Genomic DNA, 21,768 nt, shown 5'->3' with positions numbered 1-21,768 from the left:
CTGCAGCGCCCGAAGGGCGCGAAGCTGTTTGAGGACGGACCTGTAAGCGCCGGGTCTGCCCAAAGCCCTACTGCGCGTCGAGGTCGATCGTCGTGCCCTCGAACACCTTGTTGACCGTGCGAACCGCGCACATCTTCCCGCACATGGTGCAGGTGCCCTCGGTGCTGGCGGGGGATGCCTCGTAGCGCGCCTTGGACGTCACGGGGTCGAGCGCGTATTGCCACATCTCGTCCCACGCGAGGCGCCGGCGGGCGTCGCCCATGCGGTCGTCCACGTCGCGCGCGCCGGGCACACCCTTGGCGATGTCGGCGGCGTGCGCGGCGATCTTCGTGGCGATCAGGCCGTCCAGCACGTCCTTGGCGTCGGGCAGGCACAGGTGCTCGGCAGGCGTCACGTAGCACAGGAAGTCCGCGCCCGCGCTCGCGCTGATGGCGCCGCCGATGGCCGCGGTGATGTGGTCGTAGCCCACGCCGATATCGGTGACGAGCGGGCCCAGCACGTAGTAGGGCGCGCCGTGGCACAGGCGCTTTTGCAGCTCGACGTTGGCGGCGATCTCGTTGATGGCCATGTGGCCGGGGCCCTCGATCATCACCTGCACGCCGGCGTCCCAGGCACGCTTCGTCAGCTTGCCGAGCTCGATCATCTCGGCGGTCTCGGTGGCGTCGTTGGCGTCGTACAGGCAGCCCGGGCGGCAGGAGTCGCCGAGCGAGATGGTCACGTCGTACTCGTGGCAGATCTTCAAGATCTCGTCGTAGTACTCGTAGAAGGGGTTCTCGTTGCCGGTGACCTCCATCCAGCCGAAGAGCAGCGAGCCGCCGCGGCTCACGATGTTCATGAGACGGCCGGTCTCCTTGAAGGTCTTGATGACCGACTTGTTGATGCCGCAGTGGATGGTGAGGAAGTCCACGCCGTCCTCGGCATGCGCGCGCGTGACCTCGAGCAGGTCGTCGACCGTGAGCTCGACGAGCGGCTTTTCCATGTAGCCGATGGCGTCGTACATGGGCACGGTGCCCACCATGAGCGGGGTCTTTTGCACGAGCTCCTGACGGAAGAAGCGCGTCTTGCCGGAGTTGGAGAGGTCCATGATGGCGTCGGCGCCGAACTGCTCGGCGGTGTGGACCTTCTCCCACTCCACCTCGGCGTTCGCCACGTCGCCGGAGATGCCCAGGTTCACGTTGACCTTGGTGGACAGGCCGGCTCCGACGCCGCGCGGCTCGAGGCCCATCTCCAGGTGGCGGATGTTCGCTGGGATGGCGATGCGGCCGGCGGCCACGCCGGCGCGGATGAATTCGGGATCGCGGCCCTCGCGCTCGGCGACGGCGCGCATGGCGTCGGTGACGATGCCGGCGCGCGCAAAGTCGAGCTGCGTGACCAGCTTCTCGCCGACTCCCGATTCAGTAGTTGCAGTGGTGGTGTGCGCATCCATACGCATGCTCCCTTCGTTGGCATTACCCATATCAGGTTCGTCGGGTCGGGGCGGGACGCGCCCCCTCTCAGCCTGCCGTGGTGTCCTGCAAGCTCCCCGTGATATGCGATTGTCGACGTGATTATAGCGCGTTGGCGTCGGATGGCTCAATGCAACAGGTAAAATAACCCCAGGGGTTTTTCTACATTATGGATTTGAGGCTTTCTGACTGGCAAACAAGCTGGCTACGCCTATCCGGTGCGAACATTCCTCGGCCCAGGATTCCCCGCATCAAGCCAAGCCCACCTGCACCGCTGATCCATCACGTTGCATGTCATTCGCAACCCTTTGGGTATCATCGGAGCAATGGGGGCCCAACGGGTCAGGCCGCGGAGGAAGCGCATGAAAGACTTCTTGGACAGAGATGACGACGGGCACCTCGGTATCGGTGACCGATCGTTTGCGAACCTCATGTACGAAGAGGAAATGCGCACCATGTATAACTCCGAGCCCGGCGATAATGAGCCGGGAACATGTGGCTACATGTTCTTGGGCTGCGTGATCCCCTTGGGCGCTGTCGCGATTTTCTTTATGCTCGCACTCGTATGTTGCGGGTGACGCCGTGCTTGTCTGCGGGAACAGGGCTTATCGTCCAGCGATGTTTTGATGGTTGGGTAGGGGGAACGTTGAATCACAGTTCTAACGAACAGAACGGCGGCGGGCACATTACGTATATGGATTCGGGGGTCGCCTATTGGTGGGCAAGCAGCTCCTCGCGCGGCGGTGATTCCGGCGGTGGGGCTGTAGCTGCGGTTGCTGCTCGTGGATCATCGCCATTCCCGCTCTCATCTATATGCTCATTGTTATATGGGATTATCTGAATATGTAAAACATAATCCTGCGGTTACGGCGGTTGGGTACCGGTAGGTAACCGCGTTTGTCCGGAGCCCAACTTGCTGAATTTGCACTTTTCGGGGGTTTTCGATTCTGTCCGTTTTGGCTGGTAATAAAAGCGCAGGTCAGACAATCGCCGTTTTTACGAAAAGGCCGGAAATCCGCCGCATTCCAAAAAGGCGCCCTCAAAACCCCCTAAAAGTGCAAATTCAGCAAGACGGGCGTGCACGGGCAGACGCCAACGCCCCGAGCGGACCGCCCGCCGCTACTTATTCGCCATGAAAACGAGGGTCGAGCCAACGGTCGCGGAGAGTTCGGGAGCGTAACGGTAGCCCACATCGAAGCGGACAAGGTCCGCGGCATCCTCGATGCCGCGCTCAGCCATCCAGCGGACCATCGACCCGCGGGCGATTTTGCTCGCGGTGGCGCGCTGTACCGGCTTGCCCGCACGCAGCTCCTCACCGAAGATGCAGGTGACGACCGTCGAATCGGCGGATATATGTGGCAGGACGGCCTTGGCGTACTCCACGCTCGCGAGATTCACCAGCGTGGTTGCCTGACCAGCGCATATCGCACGGGCGATGTCGGGCCCCCAGAATGCGTACAGGTCGCGCGCGCCGTCCACGGCGAGCTTTGCGCCCATCTCAAGCCGGTAGGGCTCCACGGCGTCAAAGGGGCGCACACATCCGTAAAGACCCGAGAGTACCCATAGGTGCCCCTGCAGCCATTCGAGCTCGTCGAAGCCCATGACCTCGGGCGCCATACTGCGGTACTGGATGCCCACGTAGGAAAAGACGGCGGGGGAGACAAGTCGAGCGATTACCGGATCGTCCAGTTGGTATTCGTCGGCAACCATGCAAAACCCGTGCAGCCGCTCGATGTTCTCGGCGAGCAGCTTGTCGTTTACGCGCCACAGCGCGCGCAGCCCCTTGGCACCGTCGGTGTGCTCGATGTCGCGAAGCGCCCGGACGAGGCGCTCGGTTTTGGCGGGAAACGGCGGGATTCCGCGGGGCGCGAAGGAATCCGAGGCGACCCGCATTTGCTTGGCGGGCGAAACGATAACCTGCAGCATGTCGGGTTCCTTTCCGACGCGGGACGAATAACTATGCACCCCATCTTACCCGCTGCGGGGCGAAGCGGTGTGCCAAGCGGTCCATCAGCCATGCCCCGCGCCACGCAAAAAGCCCGCGCGCCCCAAAGGGACACGCGGGCCTCACAGCGAATGCGTTGCGGGCTTTACCTGCGGCGAGCGTTACGCGCGCTCGATGAACGCCTTGTAGCCCTTGTATGCCTCGTACACGTCGGCCTTGTTGGTGGCCTCCCACAGGGCGTGCATGGACAGCACAGCCACGCCGGAGTCGATCACGTCCATGCCGTACTCGGCCAGGATGTAGGCGATCGTGCCGCCGCCGCCCGCGCCGATGCGGCCGAGCTCGCAGGTCTGGAAGTCCACGCCGGCCTCGTCCATGATGTCGCGCACGAGCGCCATGAACTCGGCGTCGGCGTCGTTGGAGCCGGATTTGCCGCGTGAGCCCGTGTACTTGTTAAAGCACAGGCCGTGGCCCATGATGGCGGCGTTCTTCTTCTCAAAGCGATCGGCGTAGAGCGTGTCGAAGCCGGCTGATACGTCGGAGGACAGCATGCGCGAGTTGGCCAGCGCGCGACGCAGGCGCAGCTCACCGCCCTCGCCGGCGAGCTCCATGATTTCGGCCATGGTGTTCTCGAAGAAGCGGCTCGTCATGCCGGAGGCGCCCACAGAGCCGATCTCCTCCTTGTCCACGAGCAGCGTGACGGAGGTGCGCTCAACGCTGGGAACGGCGAGCTGGGCGGCGAGCGACGTGTAGGCGCACACGCGGTCGTCCTGGCCGTAGCCCAGGATCATGGAGCGGTCGAGGCCCATCTCGCGGGCGGGGCCGGCGGGCACGACCTCGAGCTCGGCGGAGAGGAAGTCCTCCTCGGCAAGGCCGTACTTGTCGTGCATCAGGTCGATAAGCATCTGCTTGACGGGTTCCTTGGGAGCCTCGCCACCCTCGATGACGACGGGACGGCCGCCGGCGATGAGGTCGAGGTTCTCGTGGTCGACGGCCTCGGCGGCAGGCTTCTTCATCTGGTCGGAGGCCAGGTGGATCAGCAGGTCGGAGATGCAGAACACCGGATCGGAGGCATCCTCACCGATACAGATCTGGACGGTGGTGCCGTCCTTCTTGCACGCGACGCCGTGCAGCGCCAGCGGGGTGGCGACCCAGTGGTAGGCCTTGACGCCGCCGTAGTAGTGCGTGTCGAGGTAGGCCATGTCGCCGGCCTCGTACAGGGGGTTCTGCTTGATGTCCAGACGCGGGGAGTCGATGTGCGCGCCCAGGATGTTCACACCCTGCTCGATCGGGGCGGAGCCCAGGTTGACGAGCATGATGGTCTTGTTGTGGCACACGGCGTAGACCTTGTCGCCGGCGGCGAGGGCGCGCTGTTGCGCCACCACGTCGTCGATGTTCACGTAGCCCGCGGCCTCGGCGAGCTTGACGGTCGCGGTCACGCACTCGCGCTCGGTCTTGTTTTCGCTGATGAAGGTGCGGTAGTCGCTGCAGAGCTGCTCGAGCTCGGCGATGTCGGACTCACCGTACTTGTTCCATGCGTTCGGACGCTCCAAAGTGGGCCTCCCCATATCGACGCGGATAGTTACCGCAGGGTATGGTAGCACGGGATTCCTAGTGGTGGTGTAGGGTTTTGGTGGGGGTGGTGAGGCTCGTCTTTGGAGTGCCTAAAGGCTCAGGACGAAAGCGCTGTCGATTAGTTTGCAGATTCCGGGCATTGGCATGGTTTGCCAATGCATTTTGCACTCACACCTCATAATGCGTGATTCCCTCGCGCTCGTACGCCTTGCGAACAAACGGATAGAGGTTCGACGCACCAAATACGATGTCAACCGGTCTTCCAAGCTCCCGCTCAAGCTCGTTGTAGATGGCTCCTTGTGCGAAGCCCAAGGGGCGGGATGTCTCGACCACAAGATCGATATCCGACGAGTCATCAGCCTCACCTCTGGCAAAGCTACCGAAGAGGACGACCCGAGTCAGTCCATATTCTTGAGCAGCGCGACGCACGGCACTTTGATGTCGGCAATCTGGAGCATGGTGATCTCCTTTGGTCGCAATCGTACCCAACAAGTCGCCAACGTCTCGCCCCCGCACACAGAGACACCCCTCGCTACCACGTCGGACGCCACCGGTCTGTTAAACTTAAACCCACCTCATATCTAGTCGTCATGGGAGGTAGACATGGCACGCAAGGCAACCGTCAAGACCCCCCTCGGATAACATCCCCTCCACCGTCATCGAGCCCTCCCGCTACGCCGAAAAGCTCCGCGCCGCGCTCGACAAAGAGTGGGCGTTTCCCAAGGGTTGGGTCAAAGACAGCGGTGCCATGATGCCGTTCGTGTTCGCGGTTGTGCTGTGGATCGTTATCGGGGTGTGCGTCTATTCCGGCGTGGAAGGCGGCTTTGTCACCCCGCTGCTCGTCATCATCGCCGTCTGCCTGCTGGTTTCCGTTATCTTGCTGGGCGTATCGCTCGCGCTCAACCGGTCGCATCGCGCGCAGCCGGTGCATATGGATATGTTCGCTGCAGACGGTTACTTGTTCAACATCTCGTGGATGGGGGACAAAGACGCAAGCGGCGAGGGAACCGTGCGCATCCACGCCGTGCCGATCGACGCATGCGAGGGCTATCACAACAAGAAGGACGGCGTCGTGTGGATCATGCCGAGCAAGCAGGGCGCGATTCGCGATGTGTGGCGCGAAGGTCACCGGTGGGCGGAGCCCCGCGAGCTGTGTTGGAAGCTCCTCGCAAGCGGCGTTCGGGGCAAGGGTGATAGCGACCCCTTCTTCGGTGTGTACGAGGAATTCTCCGATTTTCTCGATCGCATCGGCGTCCCTATCGAGGAGACGACCGAGCCGGTCGACTTCATCGCGGGCACCGGACGCTTCTGAACTTCACGATCCGATGGAAGGTGGTCGCGACTCGTCGGACCACGGCCGCAACGCGCGAATGTCCATCGCGTCCCGGTGATGGGGCGGCCTCGCCGTCAACCCCGAGACCCGCTCGCGCGTGCCGTCCGTCCACGGCACCGCCCGCGCCGCCTGCGGCATGTATACTGGCACCAACAGCGAGGGGGTTGTCATGAAATGTCCCAAGTGCGGCGCCGATATGGCGGATAACGCGAAGTTCTGCAGTTCGTGCGGCAAGAAGGTGCAAACGGGCAAGACGTCCGGCCAGGCGAGCACGTCACCCGCCGCCGGCGATACGGAGAACAGCTCGTCGGGGTGCCTCGGTTCGCTCGTTCTGATCGTGGCGACGGCCCTGATCTGCATGGCGGTGTTCCAAGTCGGCCCGTTCGAGCCCTCCTCCAGCACGCCGCCGAGCGCATCTTCCAGCTTGCCGCAAGATACGCGCACCGATGCGATCCTGGTACTCGCCGACGACGTGCCCGATCCGGCGTTCCGCTCCTATCTTGCCGAGCACGCCGACACCGATTCGGACGGCACACTCTCGCGCGAGGAGGCCGATGCCGTCACGGAGCTGGGCTCCCGCTCGGGCGACGAGGGGCTGTCGGGCCTTGGTATCTCGGATCTGACGGGTATCGAACACCTCACCAACATCACCACGCTCGTGTGCTCCAACAACACGATCGTGAACCTCGACCTCACGCAGAACATCCATCTCGAGCAGGTGGTGTGCGACAACAACCAGATGACGACGCTCGTGCTCCCCGCGTGCGACACGCTCACATCGCTGCATTGCACGGGCAACAAGCTCTCCGAGCTCGACCTGACACCGTGCCCCGGTCTTACCGACATCCAGGTCGATGCTGGCACGAGCATCACAGCCGGGTCGTTTGACGATGCGGCCGCGAAGACCGCCATCGAGGACATGGCGCTCATCTATTCCGTGTCGGCCACGCCGCTCGTCACCTCGCCGGCGCCGACCGGCGAGGTCTTGCTCACGCCCGGTCAGGATCCCGAGCTCGACACGTCGCTCATCTACGGCATCGTGTATCCCGAGGTGTACCAGCAGCGTTCGAACCTGAGCACGACGGGCGGCGCGTACGATCTGAGCTACGACATCCCCGACGTGGGCGGCTCGTACTTCGTGTACGAGGAGACCGCGCGCAAGATCATCCGGTCGTTTTACGGGACCTGTCCGGACGATCTGGGCTATATCGGGAGCAACGGCGTGCGCCGCGATGGGACCGGCTGGACCGTCTTGGCGGCAAGCGGCCCCTTCGCGCGCACGATCGAGAGCAGCGATTGGTCGTCGTTCGGTCAGATGGTCACCTGCGAGGTGGCGGTGAGCTACTCCGACGGCCTCGAGGACTCGGCGACCTACCGGTATCGCGTCACGGCGCAACGCGACGCCGAGAGCGTGTTCGGGTACCACCTCGTCTCGCTCTATGCGCTGGATGGGGGAGCATCCGACACGTCGGGCGGTGCGGCGTCCGCGACGACCGGCGGCAGCACCGCCACCGCGTCGACAGGCGACATCGACTACCGCGACTACATGTTCCAGGAGCTCGCAAGCCTTGGGCTCGCGCCCGCCGGCTGCGTGGTGAGCTTCGAGGAGGAGACGTCCCGCATACTCACCGCACACGTGTACGAGGAGCACGACACCCATACCGCCACGTTGGGTTGGTACACCTTGGATAAGGAGACGCTTGCCATCACCGACGACATTCTGGGCGGCAGCGTGTACGAGTAGACTGGGTGCGATGTGGTGGCGTTTGCGTGAAGTCGGCCACCGGACGTCGCCCGAGTCGAATCGGCGTATGATATACGGCGCTACTGATGTTCGGCGACCCTGCGCTGGGTCGAATAATACGAAGGGTGCTTTGAACATGAAACAGCAAACCGCCCCGTCGCCCGAGAAGGCCTACACGTTCACGCTGCGGTTCGTATGCTCCGAGCTCGGGCTCGAACTTCCGCGAGAGCTCGAGGACCGCGCCGACGAGCCGCTGTCCACCATCACCAGCAACTCCATGACGGCAAAGCCGGGGTGTCTCTACGTCTGCCGCGGGTCGAGCGACAAGATCCGCTCCGACGCCCTGCGCGCCTGGGAGGAAAAGGACGTTCTCGCGTTTTTGACCCCGCGCGTCATGACGGACGCGCACGGCAAGGAGCTGCCCTCCATCATCTGCAAGGGTCCCACCAACAAGGTGATCGGTCTCATGCAGAACATCCGTAAGCACTCCGATGCGCGCATCCTGGCGCTGACCGGTTCGGTGGGCAAGACCTCCACCAAGGAGATGATCCGCCTCGTCGCCTGCGAGGGCCTGAAGGTCAAGTGGTCCGGTGGCAACCAGAACGGATTCTCGCAGGTGCTCGCCGCCATCCAGCGCATCGACAGCGAGACCGAGCTGCTGGTGCAGGAGGTCGGCATGGGCAAGCCGGGCACGGTCGAGCGTGCCGGCAAGCTGCTGCGACCCGACTTCTTCGTGCTCACCAACATCGGCAACAACCATATCGAGTACTACGACGGCAAGCAGGAGAACATCCTCGCCGAGAAGATCAACCTCGACCGTCAGGCCGCGCCCGACGCGGTCGGCTTCGTCAACTGGGACGACAAGCTGCTGTGTCACGCGACGTACACGCACCGCGTCGTGTCCTTCGGTATCGAGAACCCCGACGCGCGCTATTCCGCCGAGCACATCGTGGAGCGCAACGGCCAGGTTCGCTTCGACCTTGTCGACCATGACGCGCCCGGGCAGCCGATCCCCGTCGTGCTCAACATCGTCGGCCGCCACAACGTGTACAACGCGCTCGCGGCCTTCGCCGTTGGTCGCGAGCTGGGCATCTCCGACGACAAGATCTTGGAGGGCCTGGGCAAGTTCCGCGCCGTCGGCGTGCGCCAGAACCTGACGTGGATCGCCGGCTACCACATGTACCTCGACTGCTACAACGCCTCCGAGGTCGCCATCAGGAGCGTTGCCGACACGCTCGAGACCATCGACGTGCCCGACGGCGGCAAGCGCATCCTGGTCGTGGCGGATATCGACGACAAGCTGGGTTCCGCGACCGAGGAGGTCCACCGTCGCGTGGGCGTCAACCTGGCGGAGCACGACGGCATCGACCTCATCATCTTTTTCGGTGACCACATGAAGTGGGCCGCCGAGGAGGCTGCCGCCGCCGGCAAGAACATCCTCGTGACGTCGGATCGCGCGCAGCTGGAGGACTACATCCGCGCCAACCTGACCCACGACGACCTGATCGGTTTCAAGGGCGGCCAGCAGATGCGCCTGCCGCTGACGCTCGACAACCTCTTCGGCACGAACTTCTTCATGCTCGACGGCGACATGGTGCGCAAGGTCGCCCATCCGGCGGTCGAGATCGACGGCATCCGCTACCGCGCGCTCGATGGCTACGGCGCCGAGCTCATCCGCTTCCGCGGTCTGCGCTACACCAAGGCCGGCAAGAACCTGGTCGGTCGCGTGTTCCGCAGCAAGGTGAGCGGCTTTACGCTCAAGCCTGAGGCCACCGTCGACGGCATGCCGGTCCGCGTGATCGATTCCGGTGCGTTTAAGGAGTCCAAGCTCCGCGGCGTCGTGATCCCCGAGGGCGTCCAGTCGATCGGTCGCGAGGCGTTCGCCGACTGCGCGTATCTGACCTCGGTGGAGCTGCCGTCGTCGCTGCGCACGATCGCGCCGCGCGCGTTTGCGGGCTGCACGTCGCTGCAGCGCATCGTGATCCCCGAGGGTGTGCTGACCATCGGCGACGAGGCGTTCGCCGACTGCACGAAGCTCTCCGAGGTGCAGTTGCCCGCGTCGCTCAAGACGCTCGGTGTCGACGTGTTCGCCGGATGCAAGGACGTCGAGCTTCCGTAGTTCGCTCGCGTGATGCAAGGACGTGTCTGCGGCCCGGTCGGGATGGTGATGTCCCGGCCGGGCCGCATCTCATATGCGCCGGGTGTCAGACGATGCGTCGGGTATCCGGTGCCGCCGCGTCCTTGTCGTCGGTGTGCTTGCGTTCCCCGCTCACCATGGCGAACGGTATGCCAAGGATGAGCGGGCAGATGTAGACCGAGGGAATCGAGTACCAGTACAGTGCGATCGGACCTACGAGCAGCGAGGCGATAAGCGCCAGCGGGATGGACAGGTAGCACAGATACCGCAGGTCGCGCCCACCGTAGGTGCACAGACAGTAGGTCGCGGTGATGAGCGGCGAGGCGATGCACCACAGCCCGTAGCTGCTCATGAAAGGCATCTCGCGTTGGAGCGAGTCGAGCGACTCGAGGGTGTCCCGTATGGGTGCGAGCTCGCCGCGCGGTGCCACGTCCAGCGATGCGACGAAGCCGTCCAGCTGGGCGCGCGTATCGAAAAACGACATCCACGCGTCCATGCGGGCGGGCGTGAACAGCTCCGCCTGCGCATCGTGGCCGTAGTCGATCGGCGCGTCGAGCGAAAACCAGGTCGCGACCATGTTCATGGTTGCCGCGGCGTACGAGGCGGGGTGCTCGGCGCCCAGCGCAAGCCAGATGTCCAAGCACGCCGGGAATCGCGATCCGTCGACGATGCACCCGGTCGCCTCGTCCGAGCGCCACGGGTTGTATACGCGGCACGCCCGGTCGATGTCGATGAACTCGCCGAGCTGTTTGCGGTCCTGCGCATCCAGGGCACGCGGGTATTCCTTGAGGGTCCGAACCATCTGCTGCACGGGGATCGAGTACATCTCGTACGTGGGATTCGCGTTCGCGTCGACCGCGTGGTTCACCACGGGTGTCCAGATGCCGAGCGCGAGCACGCATGATACCGTCGTGCCTGCCAGCAGGGGCGCTACGCGCCGGTGCCGTGCCAGGCGCACGAGGGCGATGATGGCGATCGCGAGCAGCGCCACGTAGAGCATCGTCCGTTTGGTGACGGCCGTGATCACCAGTGCGGCGACGAACGCGATGCGGAATCTCCGCGATCGAAGGGCGGCGAGGTCGGTCCGAATCACCTCGTACAGCAGCAGGCAGAACAGCGTGAACGGGATGCCGTTCAGGGCGTCTTTGCTCATGGTGTCGATCGGCTGGTAGACGATGCGCGCGAGCGCATAGAACGCCACGGTGCCGACGACCAGCGCGCGCGGGGCACCGATGCGGTCGAGGTAGGTGGCGACGGCGGCGAACGTCAGCGCCGAGGCGAGCGCCTGTACCACGATGTAGCAGAACAGCCCGGCGGCGCGCGAGCCGAGCAGATCCCCGAGAGACCAGAAGGCCCCGAAGACCACGGTGTCGGTCACCGGATGCTGCGTGTAGTAGGGGAAGATGCCGTACCACTGGAGCGCTTGCGCGAACGTGTCGTCCCGCATGGTGCCGGGGTAGTGCGCGACGATCCACGGGAGCCAGCCCAAAAAGATCACGAGCGCGGCGATGCGGAAGAGCCTTCGGTTCCACGGTTTGGCGGCGCGGTGCTCGCCGCTCGTGCGCCGCGACTGTGACCAGAGATAGCCCAAGCCGCAGCCGATGGCGAACAGCGGGAGCATACGGAGGAGGAAGGCCGCCGCAACGCCGCCGGCAGACCCATATACTTGGGCGATGCCGGCGATGGAGTCGGCGGCGCGATAGGCGTCCGCCACGATGCCGAGGGCGGCGAGGGCACAAGATAGAAGCGCTGCCGCCGCGATGAAGCCGCGGTGCTCCCCACAGTAGGTGCGAGGTGTCTGAGGGTGCGATACGTGCTGCACGTCCGGTCCTTCCGCTGAGAGCCGCCCGCGATGGCGGCGACCTATCGTGCAGCGGGTACTGTACCCGTCGACAGCCGTGGGGCATCGGCTGTATCGAGGCGGCCGGAAACCTCCAAATATGTCGACATCCTGCGCTGCGACCCGGCGAATCCCGACGCGGGCCGACCGTTCCCATCAGCCATTCATAAGAAAGTGCACACAAGGACACCATCGAGATGTTCGCCGTATGTCGATGGCTCGGCGGGTGCAAGAACGTCGATATCCCGTGGGTATCATCCACGCACGATGGCCGGACGACAGACGGTCCGGCAGACCGGAATACGGGAGTGCCTATGTCCCTCATGAGATTCGCCAACGTCGTTTTGGAACGCAATCCGCGCGCGATGAGCTGTCCGGCTCTGTATTGCCGGTCCGACCGGCCCGTGATCTTTGACGATGAGCGCCGGGAATGGCTGCTGTACGGAGCGGGCACCTTCGATTTCTCGACGTACTTCAACGCGCTGTCCGTCTCCAAGCTCAAACGGTACGCGTCGGTGGGGCGTTTCGTGCTGCATCTGGAGCTCAAGGGTGCCGCATGCACGCTGTGGCAGACGAAGGGCGATGCCTTCTCGGACCGGCCGGCGCGCGTGGCGTCGAGCTGCCGTGAGGTTGCCGCTTCCGATGCGTGGCAAAGCCTCGATTTCGAGCTTTCGGTCGACGACGAGACGGTCTTGGCGGGCTTCGTGCTCGAAACAGCCGGCACGGTCGCGCTCGGCGATTGCCACTACGCCGTCGAGCCCGTGCGACCCTTGCGCGACGTGGAGCTGTGCCTGGTCACGACGACCTTCAAGAAGGAGACGTTCGTCGAGGCGAACATCGCCGCGATCGAAGCGGATATCCTTTCAGGCGACGACGACATCGCGCGTCATGTCTCCCTGCGCGTCATCGACAACGGGCGCACGCTCGACGTCGATCGCCTGCAGCGCGATCGCATCTCGATCTCGCCCAATGACAACGTCGGTGGCTCCGGTGGCTTTGCCCGCGGCATGGTGGAGGCGCTCGAGCAGCAGCCGCGCGCGACGCACGTGCTGCTCATGGATGACGACGTGGCCATGTCGCCCGAGAGCATCAGACGTACCTACAACCTGCTGCGGATCGTCGACGACGAGTACGCCGACGCTTTCGTGAGCGGCGCCATGCTCAACATGGAGGTGCCCGACCAGCAATGGGAGGACACCGGCTTGATCGACGAAAGCGGCCTGCTCGCGCCGGCAAAGCCCCCTTTGCGCCTGACGAACTTCGAGGACCTCGTCTACAACGAGCTGTTCCGCATCCCCGAGGAGGTGGCGCGCACGCGCAGGCGCTACGCCGCGTGGTGGTACTGCTGCATCCCCGTCTCCGCGATCGAGGAGCACGGGCTGCCGCTGCCGGTGTTCGTGCGCTTCGACGATGTCGAGTTCGGCGTTCGTTGCGCGCCGACCTTCATGACCATGAACGGCATCTGCGTGTGGCACATGCCGTTCAACGCGCGTTACAACGCCGCGGTCGAGCGCTACCAGACCACGCGCAACACCATGATCGCGCTGTGCTCGGCAGGTATCTCGCCCACGGTAGGCTTCATGGACGAGCTGCACAACAACATCCGGCTCGAGCTCAAGAAGTTCGGCTACGAGAACGCCGAGCTGTGTCTGGACGGCTTCGAGGACTTCATGAAGGGGCCCGCGTATCTGGCGCAACCCGGCGTCGCCGAGAAGACGTTCATGCGTGCGAACCGCGCCAAGGAGCGGCTCGTGCCCTTCGACGAGCTGGAGCGGCAGGCGCACGCGCTCGGTCTTACGGATTTCCATATCATGCAGGCGGATCGCCAGCTCATCGATTCGGACAAGGCGCGCAGCTTCGTCGAGCGGCTGAGCGACTATGCGACCGATAACCACCAGAGGCTGCTGGTCAAAAAGGGGAGGGGCTATGCGCTCATCCCCATCGAGGGGTGGGCGTATCCCGCCGGCGTGATCCGCGGGAAAAAGCACCTGATCGTCATCGACTGGCACAACCGCTGCGGCACGATCCGGACCAAGGATCCCGCACGGTATGCACGTATCGTCAAGCGCTATAAGGAGGACCTCGCGTACTTCAGGCGCCATCGAAAGGAGATCTGCCGCGCGTATGCCGAGCGTCGCGACGAGCTGACCTCCGTTACGTTTTGGAAGTCCTATCTGGGCATGGCGTGATGCAGGCGCCACGCTGTGTCCCGCCTGCGGGTGCCATTGCCGCGCGTGCCGCCGCATATGTTTGGAGATGCTCACATGACCGTCGATTGTAAGCTCGGCAATATCCTGCTGTATCCGGATGACCATGCAGCGCGGCACCCGGAGCTGTACTTTCGTGCGGCTCCGGGTGCGGTGTCCGTCGATGGCCCGTCGGCAGGCTTGACGGCACGCGGGCGCGTGGACTTCCTGACGTACCTCAACGCGCTTTCGGCATGCAAGTGGCGCGCGTACGCGGGCATCGAGACGGCATGGCTCCATGCCGAGGTGTCGGGATCGGGCTCCATCGAGGTCCTCGGCGTCGAGCAAGGGTCGGACGTGCCGAAGGTTGTCGACGTGGTCGAGGTGGATACAGCCGCAGGTGCGGTGCGGCGCCTCGAGATCGAGGTCGTGTGTGCGCCGTTCGACCTAGTGGGGTTCGCGCTCGTGCCGAAGAGCGGCGCGACGATGGGGCTCGTGCGCGCCTGGTGGCATGCCACGGTCGAGCGCGATCGCGTGAACACGCCGCGGCTCGCGCTGGTCACCACGACGTTTTGCAAGGAATCCTACGTGACAGAGAACATCGAACGCGTGCGCCGTGCGATACGCGAGGAGGGCGACCCGGTCGAGGCGAACTTCCATATGTTCGTGGTCGACAATGGGCGCACGCTCGATGCCGCCGCGCTTTCGGACGATATGGTCACGGTGCTTCCCAACCGCAACGTCGGCGGTGCGGGCGGTTTCGCGCGCGGCATGCTCGCAGCGACCGAGGAGCCCGGAGCGTTCACGCACGTGCTCGTGATGGACGACGACGTGCGTATCATTCCCGAGAGCCTGATCCGCACCTACGCGCTGCTCATGCTTGCGCGCGGCGTGTATCGTACGGCCTTCGTGAACGGGGCGATGCTCGCGCTCGAGGATCCGACGCGTCTGTACGAGGACGTGTCCTACGTGTTGCGGTCGGGGATGTACCGTCGCGTGAAGGAAGACCTCGACGTGGGTGAGCTTGCGGGCATTGTGCGCTGCGAGCGCACGTCGGTGGAGGTGCCGCGCGCGTACGGCGCGTGGTGGTACAGCTGCATCCCCGTCGAGGTGATTCGCGATCGGGGGCTGCCCATGCCGTTTTTCATCCGCTGCGACGATGTGGAGTTCGGCGTGCGCAACGACCCGACCTTCATGACCATGATCGGCATCGGCGTGTGGCACGAGGGCTTTGAGGGGCGCTTCCGCGCGTCGGTCGACTGCTATCAATACGTGCGGAATTTCCTCGCGACGATGGCGATGGACGGCTGTGCGTCCGACGTGATGTTCATCGCTCGGCTGCGCCGTACGATCAGGCAGGACCTGCGAGACTTGGATTACCGTTCGGCCGAGCTCTTGCTCGACGGTGTGGAGGACTATCTGAAAGGCCCCGACTATCTGCGCGATCTTGACGGCGCCGCGCTCCTGGCGCAGCTCGGCGCGCGCAACGAGCGGATGGAAGCCGTGACGGACCTCGATCCGATGCTCCTGCGCGACGCGGGCGTCACCCAGGAGGTTCTCGGCTGCACCGGCTTGTTGCCGCGTCCGTCCCATCCGTTGATGCGCTTATGGCGGACCGTGCCCTACGACAAGCACTATCTGCCGCCGTCGTTACTCAAGAAAAAGCCCGGGTACGTGGTCAAGCACGGGCATACGGTTTTGGAGGGCGATTCGACGGGGTGCGCGACGCTCGTCGTGCTCGATCCGACGCGTACGCGTGGCGTGATCAGGCATATGGACCGCGCGCGATTCCGCGCCATCCGCACGCGTGAGCGCATGCTGCTGCGCCGGTACCGCGTGGAGCGCGGTCGCGTGCGGCGGGCATGGAAAGAAGCCCGACCGTATCTGACGTCGCGTGAGTTTTGGATACGCTATCTGGGCCTTTAATAAAAGATTGCATAGAATTTGGGTGGCTGAAAATTCACTTCGGTGGCGAGTGCCAAAAAAGCGTAGTTTCTAGTTTCTCTGGCCTTTGGTCGAAGTGTTATCCATGCATCTTACGTATGGCACGTTAGAGCTATTAGTACTAGGCATGTGAATGGCGCACGCAAAGGGCAAAAGCGCCTGCATGGACTGTCCAGGGTATCGTGCTGGTGCGCCTAAAGCGTATGCAGAGCGGATTTTCAACTAGAAAGTGTGCGATTTTGTAACCCAGCGAGGAAACGAACGTTTTCGGCGGCCTTGGGACATGGGCCCGAGGCCGCCGAGAGCCCGTCTCCGCGCTATCGGTGGTCGTGCTCCTCCTCGCGCAGCACGGAAAGCTCCCACTGCTTGCGATCGACCTTGGCGACGGAGTCCAGCACGAGTCCCGTTGCAAGCGATAGGCCGCACAGAAAGACGAGTGACGCTGCCAGAATGGTCGTCGGGATCCGCGGGACGAGTCCGGTGCGGAGGAACTCCATGACGACGGGTATCCCCGCGATGAGGCCGAGCAGCAAAAACGCCAAGGATACGAGCGTGAAGAACTTCAGAGGGCGGTAGTTCTTGAACAGGGTCCCGATCGTGTGCAGCACCTTGATCCCATCCGAGACCGTCGAGAGCTTGGAGTGCGATTCCGCGGGGCGGTCGCGATAGACGATGGGCACGTCGAGGATGCGCCAGCGCCGGTCGACCGCGTGGATGGACAGCTCGGTTTCGATCTGGAAGCCTTCCGAGAGGACAGGGAACGTTTTGACGAAGGCCCGCGAGAACGCGCGATAGCCCGTCATGACGTCATCGAACGCGTATCCGTAGATCCACTTGATCATGACGCGTACCAGATCGTTGCCAAAGCCGTGGAAGGCGCGCTTGTTCTGCTCGGCATAGGTGCCGTTGGAGAGACGGTCTCCGACGGTCATGTCGGCTTCGCCCGCGAGGATGGGGTCGCACAGGTCACGGGCGGCGCTGGCGGGATAGGTGTCGTCGCCGTCGACCATGAGGTAGCAATCGGCTTCGATGTCGCGGAACATCTGGCGTACGACGTTGCCCTTGCCCTGGCGCGATTCGGGCTGCACGACGGCACCCGCCTCGCGCGCGAGTGCGGCGGTGCGGTCGGTCGAGTTGTTGTCGTACACGTAGATGACCGCCTCGGGAAGCTCGCGTGCGAAGTCACGCACGACCTTGGCGACGGTGATCTCTTCGTTATAGCAGGGGATGAGCACGGCGATCGAGGGCCGCGAAGCTGCAGTGTCCATGACGACTCCAATCCAGGTGGTCGGATCGAATCATCTGGTTCCCGCGTGCTGCGTCCCGATATCCGCCGTAAGAAAATCGCAAGGAAGTGCGTAGGATATCGTCGCAAATGTCGACACGTGTTCGATTCCGGGCGTTGCCGTGCGGTTTCCGCCTGATCCGGCGCGCGAGGACGCGTTCGGGTACCCGGACTCGGGCCTACCCTTTGGCGAGCAATCGTCTATACTTGACTCGCATGCGCCATTAGCTCAGCTGGATAGAGCAGAGGACTTCTAATCCTAAGGTCGTTGGTTCGAATCCGACATGGCGCACCATAAAAACCGCAGGCCGGACCGTGTGTCCGGCTTTTGCATATTCCCGGGGCGTGTACCCGGGTGTACTTGAGCCGGGAGGTACCGACCGTGAACGATTCCATTGACATCGCCGCCGCCACGAGCTCGCTTGCCGAGAAGGCCCAGTCCGCGCTTGCCGGATTGAGGGCGGATCGCGGAGGCGAGGCCGACGCCCTCGTCCCCGAGGGTCACGTGTTCTGCGGTCTTGCGCTCGGCGATCGCGACGACATGTTGCGCTTTTTGTCCGAACAGGCCGTCTCGCTCGGGCTGGCACGCGACGCCGAGGCGCTTATGCAGGCGTTCCTCAAGCGCGAGGCGGAGGGGACGACCGGCATGATGGACGGCTTCGCGATTCCGCATGCTAAGTCGGCGACCATCGAGCGCACGGCGGTCCTCATCGCCAAGGATCGCGTCGGCGTCACGGGTTGGGACACGATGGACGAGCTGCCGGTGCGCATCGCCATCGCGCTGCTCATTCCCGACACGGCGGGCGGCACCACCCATCTGCGCCTGCTCTCGCAGGTCACCGAGGCGCTCATGGACGAGGCGTTCCGCGATCAGGTCAAGTCCTGCGATGACCCCGCGGGGCTCGCCGCGGCGATCAACGCCCGACTCATGTAACGCGTACCATACCGTTGGGGCCGTTTTTGCCGCACTCGTCGTTCTGCGCATCATTTACGCGCCGATGCGGTAAACTATCCACGTACTTTATCGCGCTTCGTTAGGTATCGAGAGCGCGTACAGTTGGCAAAGGAGAGTCCAGTATGGTTTCTGAGAAGGTCACCCTCATCAATCCGCAGGGTCTGCACATGCGTCCCGCCGGCCTGTTCGCCTCCACGATGGGCAAGTTCGCCTGCGACGTGATCGTGCACACCACCGACAAGGACGTGAACGGCAAGAGCCCCATGGCGCTCATGGCCGCCGGTATCCCGTGCGGTACCGAGGTTGAGATCCGCTGCGACGGCGCCGACGAGAACGAGGCGCTCACCGCCGCCATCGACCTTATCAAGAGCGGTCTGGGCGAGTAGCCTATCCCACATCATACGGCCTTCCACGTTGAGGGCCTCCCATCAGGGTATATTGGACGCGGGTGTCGCGGGCTCGCGGCGCCCGCGTTCTTTGCAGGGGGCCCGGCGCGCTGCGCTGGGCAAGCATGGAGAGGAAGTTCAATGTACGAGGGAGTTAACGCATCCGAGGGCATCGGCATCGGCACCGTCGTCGTCGCCGTCGAGCCCGATCTGACGTTCACGCCGCATACGGTCGAGGACACCGAGGCCGAGAAGGCTCGCTTCCAGGCGGCGCTCGACACGTTCTGCGCCAAGACCGAGGCCCAGGCCGAGCACATGAAGACCAGCGTCGGCGAGGCCGAGGCCGAGATCATGTACGGCCATGTGACGCTCGCCCAGGATCCTGAGCTCGGTGGCGCCATCATGGCGTCCATCGACGGCGGCACCTGCGCCGAGCAGGCCCTGACCGAGACCAGCACGATGTTCGAGAACATGTTCCTGTCCATGGACGACGAGGTCTTCCGTCTGCGCGCCGCCGACATCGCCGACATCCGCACCGGCATCCTCGCCGAGCTGCTGGGTCGCGCGCTCGTCGACCTGTCCGTCCTGCCCGAGGGCACCGTCATCGTCATCCATGACCTGACCCCGTCCATGACGGCCACGATCGACAAGAAGAACGTCGCCGGCATCGTCACCGAGGTCGGCGGTCGCACCTCGCATTCCGCGATCATCGCCCGCGCCCTCGAGATCCCGGCGGTCCTGTCGGTCTCCAACGCCTGCGGTGCGCTGCACAACGGCATGACCGCGATCATCGACGGCTCCAAGGGCGCCGTCATCGCCGATCCCGACGAGGCGACGCTGGCCGACTACACCAAGCGCGCCGAGGACTTCAAGGCCGAGAAGCAGGCGCTCGAGGCCTTCCGCGGCAAGCCGACGATCACCGCCGACGGCTACAAGAAGGTCATGGCCTGCAATATCGGCAACCCCGATGACGTGAAGGGCGCGCTCGATCACGACGCCGAGGCCATCGGCCTGTTCCGTTCCGAGTTCCTGTTCATGGATGCCAAGTCGCTGCCCTCCGAGGAGGAGCAGTTCGACGCGTACCGCAAGGTCGCCGTGGCCATGAAGGGCGCCCCGGTCATCATCCGCACACTCGATGTGGGCGGCGACAAGGAGATTCCGTATCTCAAGCTCATGAAGGAGGAGAACCCCTTCCTGGGTTATCGCGCCATCCGCTACTGCCTCGATAATCCCGACGAGTACAAGGTCCAGCTGCGTGCCCTGCTGCGCGCGAGCGCCTTCGGCGACATCAAGATCATGGTTCCGATGGTCACCTGCGTCGAGGAGATCCGTGCCGTCAAGGAGCTCGTCGAGACCTGCAAGGCCGAGCTGCGCGAGGAGGGCTACAAGTTCAACGAGGACATCGAGGTCGGTATCATGACCGAGACCGCGGCCTCCGCGAACATCCCCGACCTGCTGGCCAAGGAGGCCGACTTCTTCTCGATCGGCACCAACGACCTGACCGGTTACACCATGGCGTCCGACCGCGGCAACGACAAGGTGGCCTACCTGTACAGCTGGTACTACCCGGCGGTGCTGCGCGCCATCAAGAACATCATCGAGGCCGGCGTCAAGGAGGGCATCATGGTCGGTATGTGCGGCGAGGCCGCGTCCGATCCGCTGCTCACGCCGCTGCTGATCGCGTGGGGCATGGAGGAGTTCTCCACCTCCGCGCCCAGCATCCTGCGCACGCGCAAGACGATCTCGCAGTGGACCGTCGCCGAGGCTCAGGAGCTTGCCGAGAAGGCGCTCGCATGCTCCACGGCCGACGAGGTCAAGGCTCTGCTCGAGGCGAACCAGAAGTAAGCGTTTCGTAAACACTATGTCTGGAACACGCCTCACATAACGTTTTACGTGGCCGCGTGGCACCGGGACGCACCCGGGGCCGCGCGGTCTCCTTGGAAAGGGGAGAATATGTTCTATACGCTCACTGCCAACCCGGCCGTCGACATGACCGTCTCGTGCGGTCCGCTCGTGCCCAACGAGAACATCCGCTCGGGCTCCGCGAGCTACACGCCCAACGGCAAGGGCCTCGACGTGTCGTTCGCGCTCAAGAAGTTCGGCGTCGACTCCGTCGCGCTCGGTTTCTTCGCCGGCTTCACGGGCAAGTACATCGTCGAGGAGACCATGAACATGGGCTGCCTGTGCCGCCCGGTCTGGATCGACGGCATCACCCGTATCAACACCTACCTCAACGACGGTGAGAACGAGTACGGCGTGCTGAATCCCGGCGCTCCGCTGACGCCGCAGGGCGAGCAGGAGCTCTATAAGATCCTCGACACCGCCGGCAGCCTCGACTGCCTGATCGTGTCCGGTTCGGTGCCGCCGCGCGCTTCCGCCGACTTCCTCGACCAGGTCGTCACGCACGCCCAGGCGCACAACGCCGACGTCGTCCTCGACCTCTCGAGCTCCAAGCTCAAGGAGCTGTGCTCCAAGAAGCCGCTGCTCATCAAGCCGAACCACCACGAGATGCGCGAGATCTACGGCGTGCGCATCGACACGCACGAGGACGCCAAGCGCGCCCTCGCCCTGGCGCACGAGTCCGGTGTCCAGAACGTCCTGCTCACCATGGGTAGCCGCGGCAGCGCCTACTTCTCCAACGGCGAGGACATCTGGTACGCCCGCCGCGAGTTCAACATCAAGCTCGTGTCCTCCGTCTGCGCCGGCGATTGCACGCTCGCCGCGTTCCTGTACAAGTGGTACGACAACCGCGACAACGTCGAGGAGGCGCTCAAGCTCGCGCTGGCCACCGGTGCCAACGTGGCCGAGAGCGTCGGCCTGGGCGATTTCAGCCATGTCGACGAGTACAGCCGTCGCATCAGCGTGGAGAAGCTGACGCGCTAAGCTGCGCCTGAAGTCGGTATGTTGCTGCCGCCCCGCCGTCGTGCGTCGATGGCGGGGCGGCTTTCGTTGCGATGCGCGGGCGGCGTACGGGGCTTGCATGCCGTCCGTCT

At 64.0% G+C, this 21,768-nt stretch carries 15 protein-coding genes, 1 tRNA gene and 1 riboswitch; of the genes, 10 read left to right on the top strand and 6 right to left on the bottom strand.

Annotated features, from left to right (window positions below):
- Positions 1 to 67: 67 nt before the first annotated feature.
- The 4 genes from thiC to I6E04_RS09925 all read right to left on the bottom strand — a co-directional run bounded on the left by thiC (position 68) and on the right by I6E04_RS09925 (position 5,394).
- Entirely contained in the window at positions 68 to 1,426 is a 1,359-nt protein-coding gene (gene thiC, locus I6E04_RS02320; RefSeq protein ID WP_235421558.1) for a phosphomethylpyrimidine synthase ThiC, read from the bottom strand.
- Positions 1,418 to 1,535, bottom strand: a riboswitch (TPP riboswitch). (Overlaps the previous gene by 9 nt.)
- Positions 1,536 to 2,564: 1,029 nt before the next feature.
- A complete protein-coding gene (locus I6E04_RS02315) occupies positions 2,565 to 3,371 on the bottom strand; it encodes a YaaA family protein (RefSeq protein WP_235421557.1) in 807 nt (268 codons plus the stop codon).
- Positions 3,372 to 3,551: 180 nt separating this feature from the next.
- The gene (locus tag I6E04_RS02310; protein ID WP_235421556.1) at positions 3,552 to 4,943 is read right to left on the bottom strand and encodes an aminopeptidase; all 1,392 of its coding nucleotides are present in this window, start codon (positions 4,941 to 4,943) and stop codon (positions 3,552 to 3,554) included.
- 190 nt (positions 4,944 to 5,133) lie between these two features.
- A complete protein-coding gene (locus I6E04_RS09925) occupies positions 5,134 to 5,394 on the bottom strand; it encodes a nucleotidyltransferase family protein (RefSeq protein ID WP_419179984.1) in 261 nt (86 codons plus the stop codon).
- A gap of 319 nt (positions 5,395 to 5,713) precedes the next feature.
- On the opposite strand from I6E04_RS09925, the gene I6E04_RS02305 reads away from it, so the two are divergent.
- The 3 genes from I6E04_RS02305 (at position 5,714) to I6E04_RS02295 (ending at position 10,161) form a co-directional block, all read left to right on the top strand.
- On the top strand, positions 5,714 to 6,277 hold the full coding sequence (locus tag I6E04_RS02305) for a hypothetical protein (RefSeq protein WP_235421555.1): 564 nt from the start codon (positions 5,714 to 5,716) through the stop codon (positions 6,275 to 6,277).
- Positions 6,278 to 6,467: 190 nt separating this feature from the next.
- On the top strand, positions 6,468 to 8,042 hold the full coding sequence (locus tag I6E04_RS02300) for a zinc ribbon domain-containing protein (RefSeq protein WP_235421554.1): 1,575 nt from the start codon (positions 6,468 to 6,470) through the stop codon (positions 8,040 to 8,042).
- Between the two features lie 136 nt (positions 8,043 to 8,178).
- Positions 8,179 to 10,161 carry a Mur ligase family protein gene (locus tag I6E04_RS02295; RefSeq protein ID WP_235421553.1) on the top strand — a complete coding sequence of 661 codons (1,983 nt, stop codon included), beginning with the start codon at positions 8,179 to 8,181 and terminating at the stop codon, positions 10,159 to 10,161.
- 85 nt (positions 10,162 to 10,246) lie between these two features.
- Here the strand turns inward: I6E04_RS02295 and I6E04_RS02290 are convergent, their stop codons facing one another.
- Positions 10,247 to 12,001, bottom strand: a complete 1,755-nt coding sequence (locus I6E04_RS02290; RefSeq protein WP_235421552.1) for a DUF6020 family protein — start codon at positions 11,999 to 12,001, stop codon at positions 10,247 to 10,249.
- A gap of 332 nt (positions 12,002 to 12,333) precedes the next feature.
- On the opposite strand from I6E04_RS02290, the gene I6E04_RS02285 reads away from it, so the two are divergent.
- Together I6E04_RS02285 and I6E04_RS02280 are read left to right on the top strand one after the other, a co-directional pair.
- Positions 12,334 to 14,208, top strand: a complete 1,875-nt coding sequence (locus I6E04_RS02285; protein WP_235421551.1) for a glycosyltransferase family 2 protein — start codon at positions 12,334 to 12,336, stop codon at positions 14,206 to 14,208.
- 75 nt (positions 14,209 to 14,283) lie between these two features.
- Positions 14,284 to 16,131 (top strand): glycosyltransferase, encoded by a 1,848-nt coding sequence (locus tag I6E04_RS02280; protein ID WP_235421550.1) that lies wholly within the window; start codon positions 14,284 to 14,286, stop codon positions 16,129 to 16,131.
- Between the two features lie 335 nt (positions 16,132 to 16,466).
- On the opposite strand, the gene I6E04_RS02275 is transcribed toward I6E04_RS02280, so the two are convergent.
- Positions 16,467 to 17,417 (bottom strand): glycosyltransferase family 2 protein, encoded by a 951-nt coding sequence (locus tag I6E04_RS02275; protein WP_235421549.1) that lies wholly within the window; start codon positions 17,415 to 17,417, stop codon positions 16,467 to 16,469.
- A 235-nt stretch (positions 17,418 to 17,652) separates the two neighbouring features.
- Here I6E04_RS02275 and I6E04_RS02270 point away from each other — a divergent pair.
- The 5 genes from I6E04_RS02270 (at position 17,653) to I6E04_RS02250 (ending at position 21,658) form a co-directional block, all read left to right on the top strand.
- Positions 17,653 to 17,729 (top strand) — tRNA-Arg (locus I6E04_RS02270).
- A gap of 87 nt (positions 17,730 to 17,816) precedes the next feature.
- Positions 17,817 to 18,368: a PTS sugar transporter subunit IIA gene (locus I6E04_RS02265; RefSeq protein ID WP_235421548.1), complete on the top strand. Its 552-nt coding sequence runs from the start codon at positions 17,817 to 17,819 to the stop codon at positions 18,366 to 18,368.
- A 143-nt stretch (positions 18,369 to 18,511) separates the two neighbouring features.
- The gene (locus tag I6E04_RS02260; protein ID WP_235421547.1) at positions 18,512 to 18,775 is read left to right on the top strand and encodes an HPr family phosphocarrier protein; all 264 of its coding nucleotides are present in this window, start codon (positions 18,512 to 18,514) and stop codon (positions 18,773 to 18,775) included.
- Positions 18,776 to 18,916: 141 nt separating this feature from the next.
- Positions 18,917 to 20,620, top strand: a complete 1,704-nt coding sequence (gene ptsP / locus I6E04_RS02255) for a phosphoenolpyruvate--protein phosphotransferase (protein ID WP_235421546.1) — start codon at positions 18,917 to 18,919, stop codon at positions 20,618 to 20,620.
- 108 nt (positions 20,621 to 20,728) lie between these two features.
- On the top strand, positions 20,729 to 21,658 hold the full coding sequence (locus I6E04_RS02250; RefSeq protein WP_235421545.1) for a 1-phosphofructokinase family hexose kinase: 930 nt from the start codon (positions 20,729 to 20,731) through the stop codon (positions 21,656 to 21,658).
- Positions 21,659 to 21,768 lie beyond the last annotated feature (110 nt).

It is taken from the genome of Collinsella tanakaei (assembly GCF_021531055.1).
In the GTDB taxonomy this organism is placed as follows: domain Bacteria; phylum Actinomycetota; class Coriobacteriia; order Coriobacteriales; family Coriobacteriaceae; genus Collinsella; species Collinsella tanakaei_B.
This window is presented reverse-complemented; position numbering and strand designations above follow the sequence as displayed.

Excerpts from the sequence above, each read along its gene's own strand:
- I6E04_RS02295 (WP_235421553.1), top strand. The coding sequence starts at position 8,179 with ATGAAACAGCAAACCGCCCCGTCGCCCGAGAAGGCCTACACGTTCACG.
- thiC (WP_235421558.1), bottom strand. The coding sequence starts at position 1,426 with ATGGATGCGCACACCACCACTGCAACTACTGAATCGGGAGTCGGCGAG.
- I6E04_RS02305 (WP_235421555.1), top strand. The coding sequence starts at position 5,714 with ATGATGCCGTTCGTGTTCGCGGTTGTGCTGTGGATCGTTATCGGGGTG.
- I6E04_RS02285 (WP_235421551.1), top strand. The coding sequence starts at position 12,334 with ATGTCCCTCATGAGATTCGCCAACGTCGTTTTGGAACGCAATCCGCGC.
- I6E04_RS02280 (WP_235421550.1), top strand. The coding sequence starts at position 14,284 with ATGACCGTCGATTGTAAGCTCGGCAATATCCTGCTGTATCCGGATGAC.
- I6E04_RS02250 (WP_235421545.1), top strand. The coding sequence starts at position 20,729 with ATGTTCTATACGCTCACTGCCAACCCGGCCGTCGACATGACCGTCTCG.
- I6E04_RS02260 (WP_235421547.1), top strand. The coding sequence starts at position 18,512 with ATGGTTTCTGAGAAGGTCACCCTCATCAATCCGCAGGGTCTGCACATG.
- I6E04_RS02275 (WP_235421549.1), bottom strand. The coding sequence starts at position 17,417 with ATGGACACTGCAGCTTCGCGGCCCTCGATCGCCGTGCTCATCCCCTGC.
- I6E04_RS02315 (WP_235421557.1), bottom strand. The coding sequence starts at position 3,371 with ATGCTGCAGGTTATCGTTTCGCCCGCCAAGCAAATGCGGGTCGCCTCG.
- I6E04_RS02300 (WP_235421554.1), top strand. The coding sequence starts at position 6,468 with ATGAAATGTCCCAAGTGCGGCGCCGATATGGCGGATAACGCGAAGTTC.
- ptsP (WP_235421546.1), top strand. The coding sequence starts at position 18,917 with ATGTACGAGGGAGTTAACGCATCCGAGGGCATCGGCATCGGCACCGTC.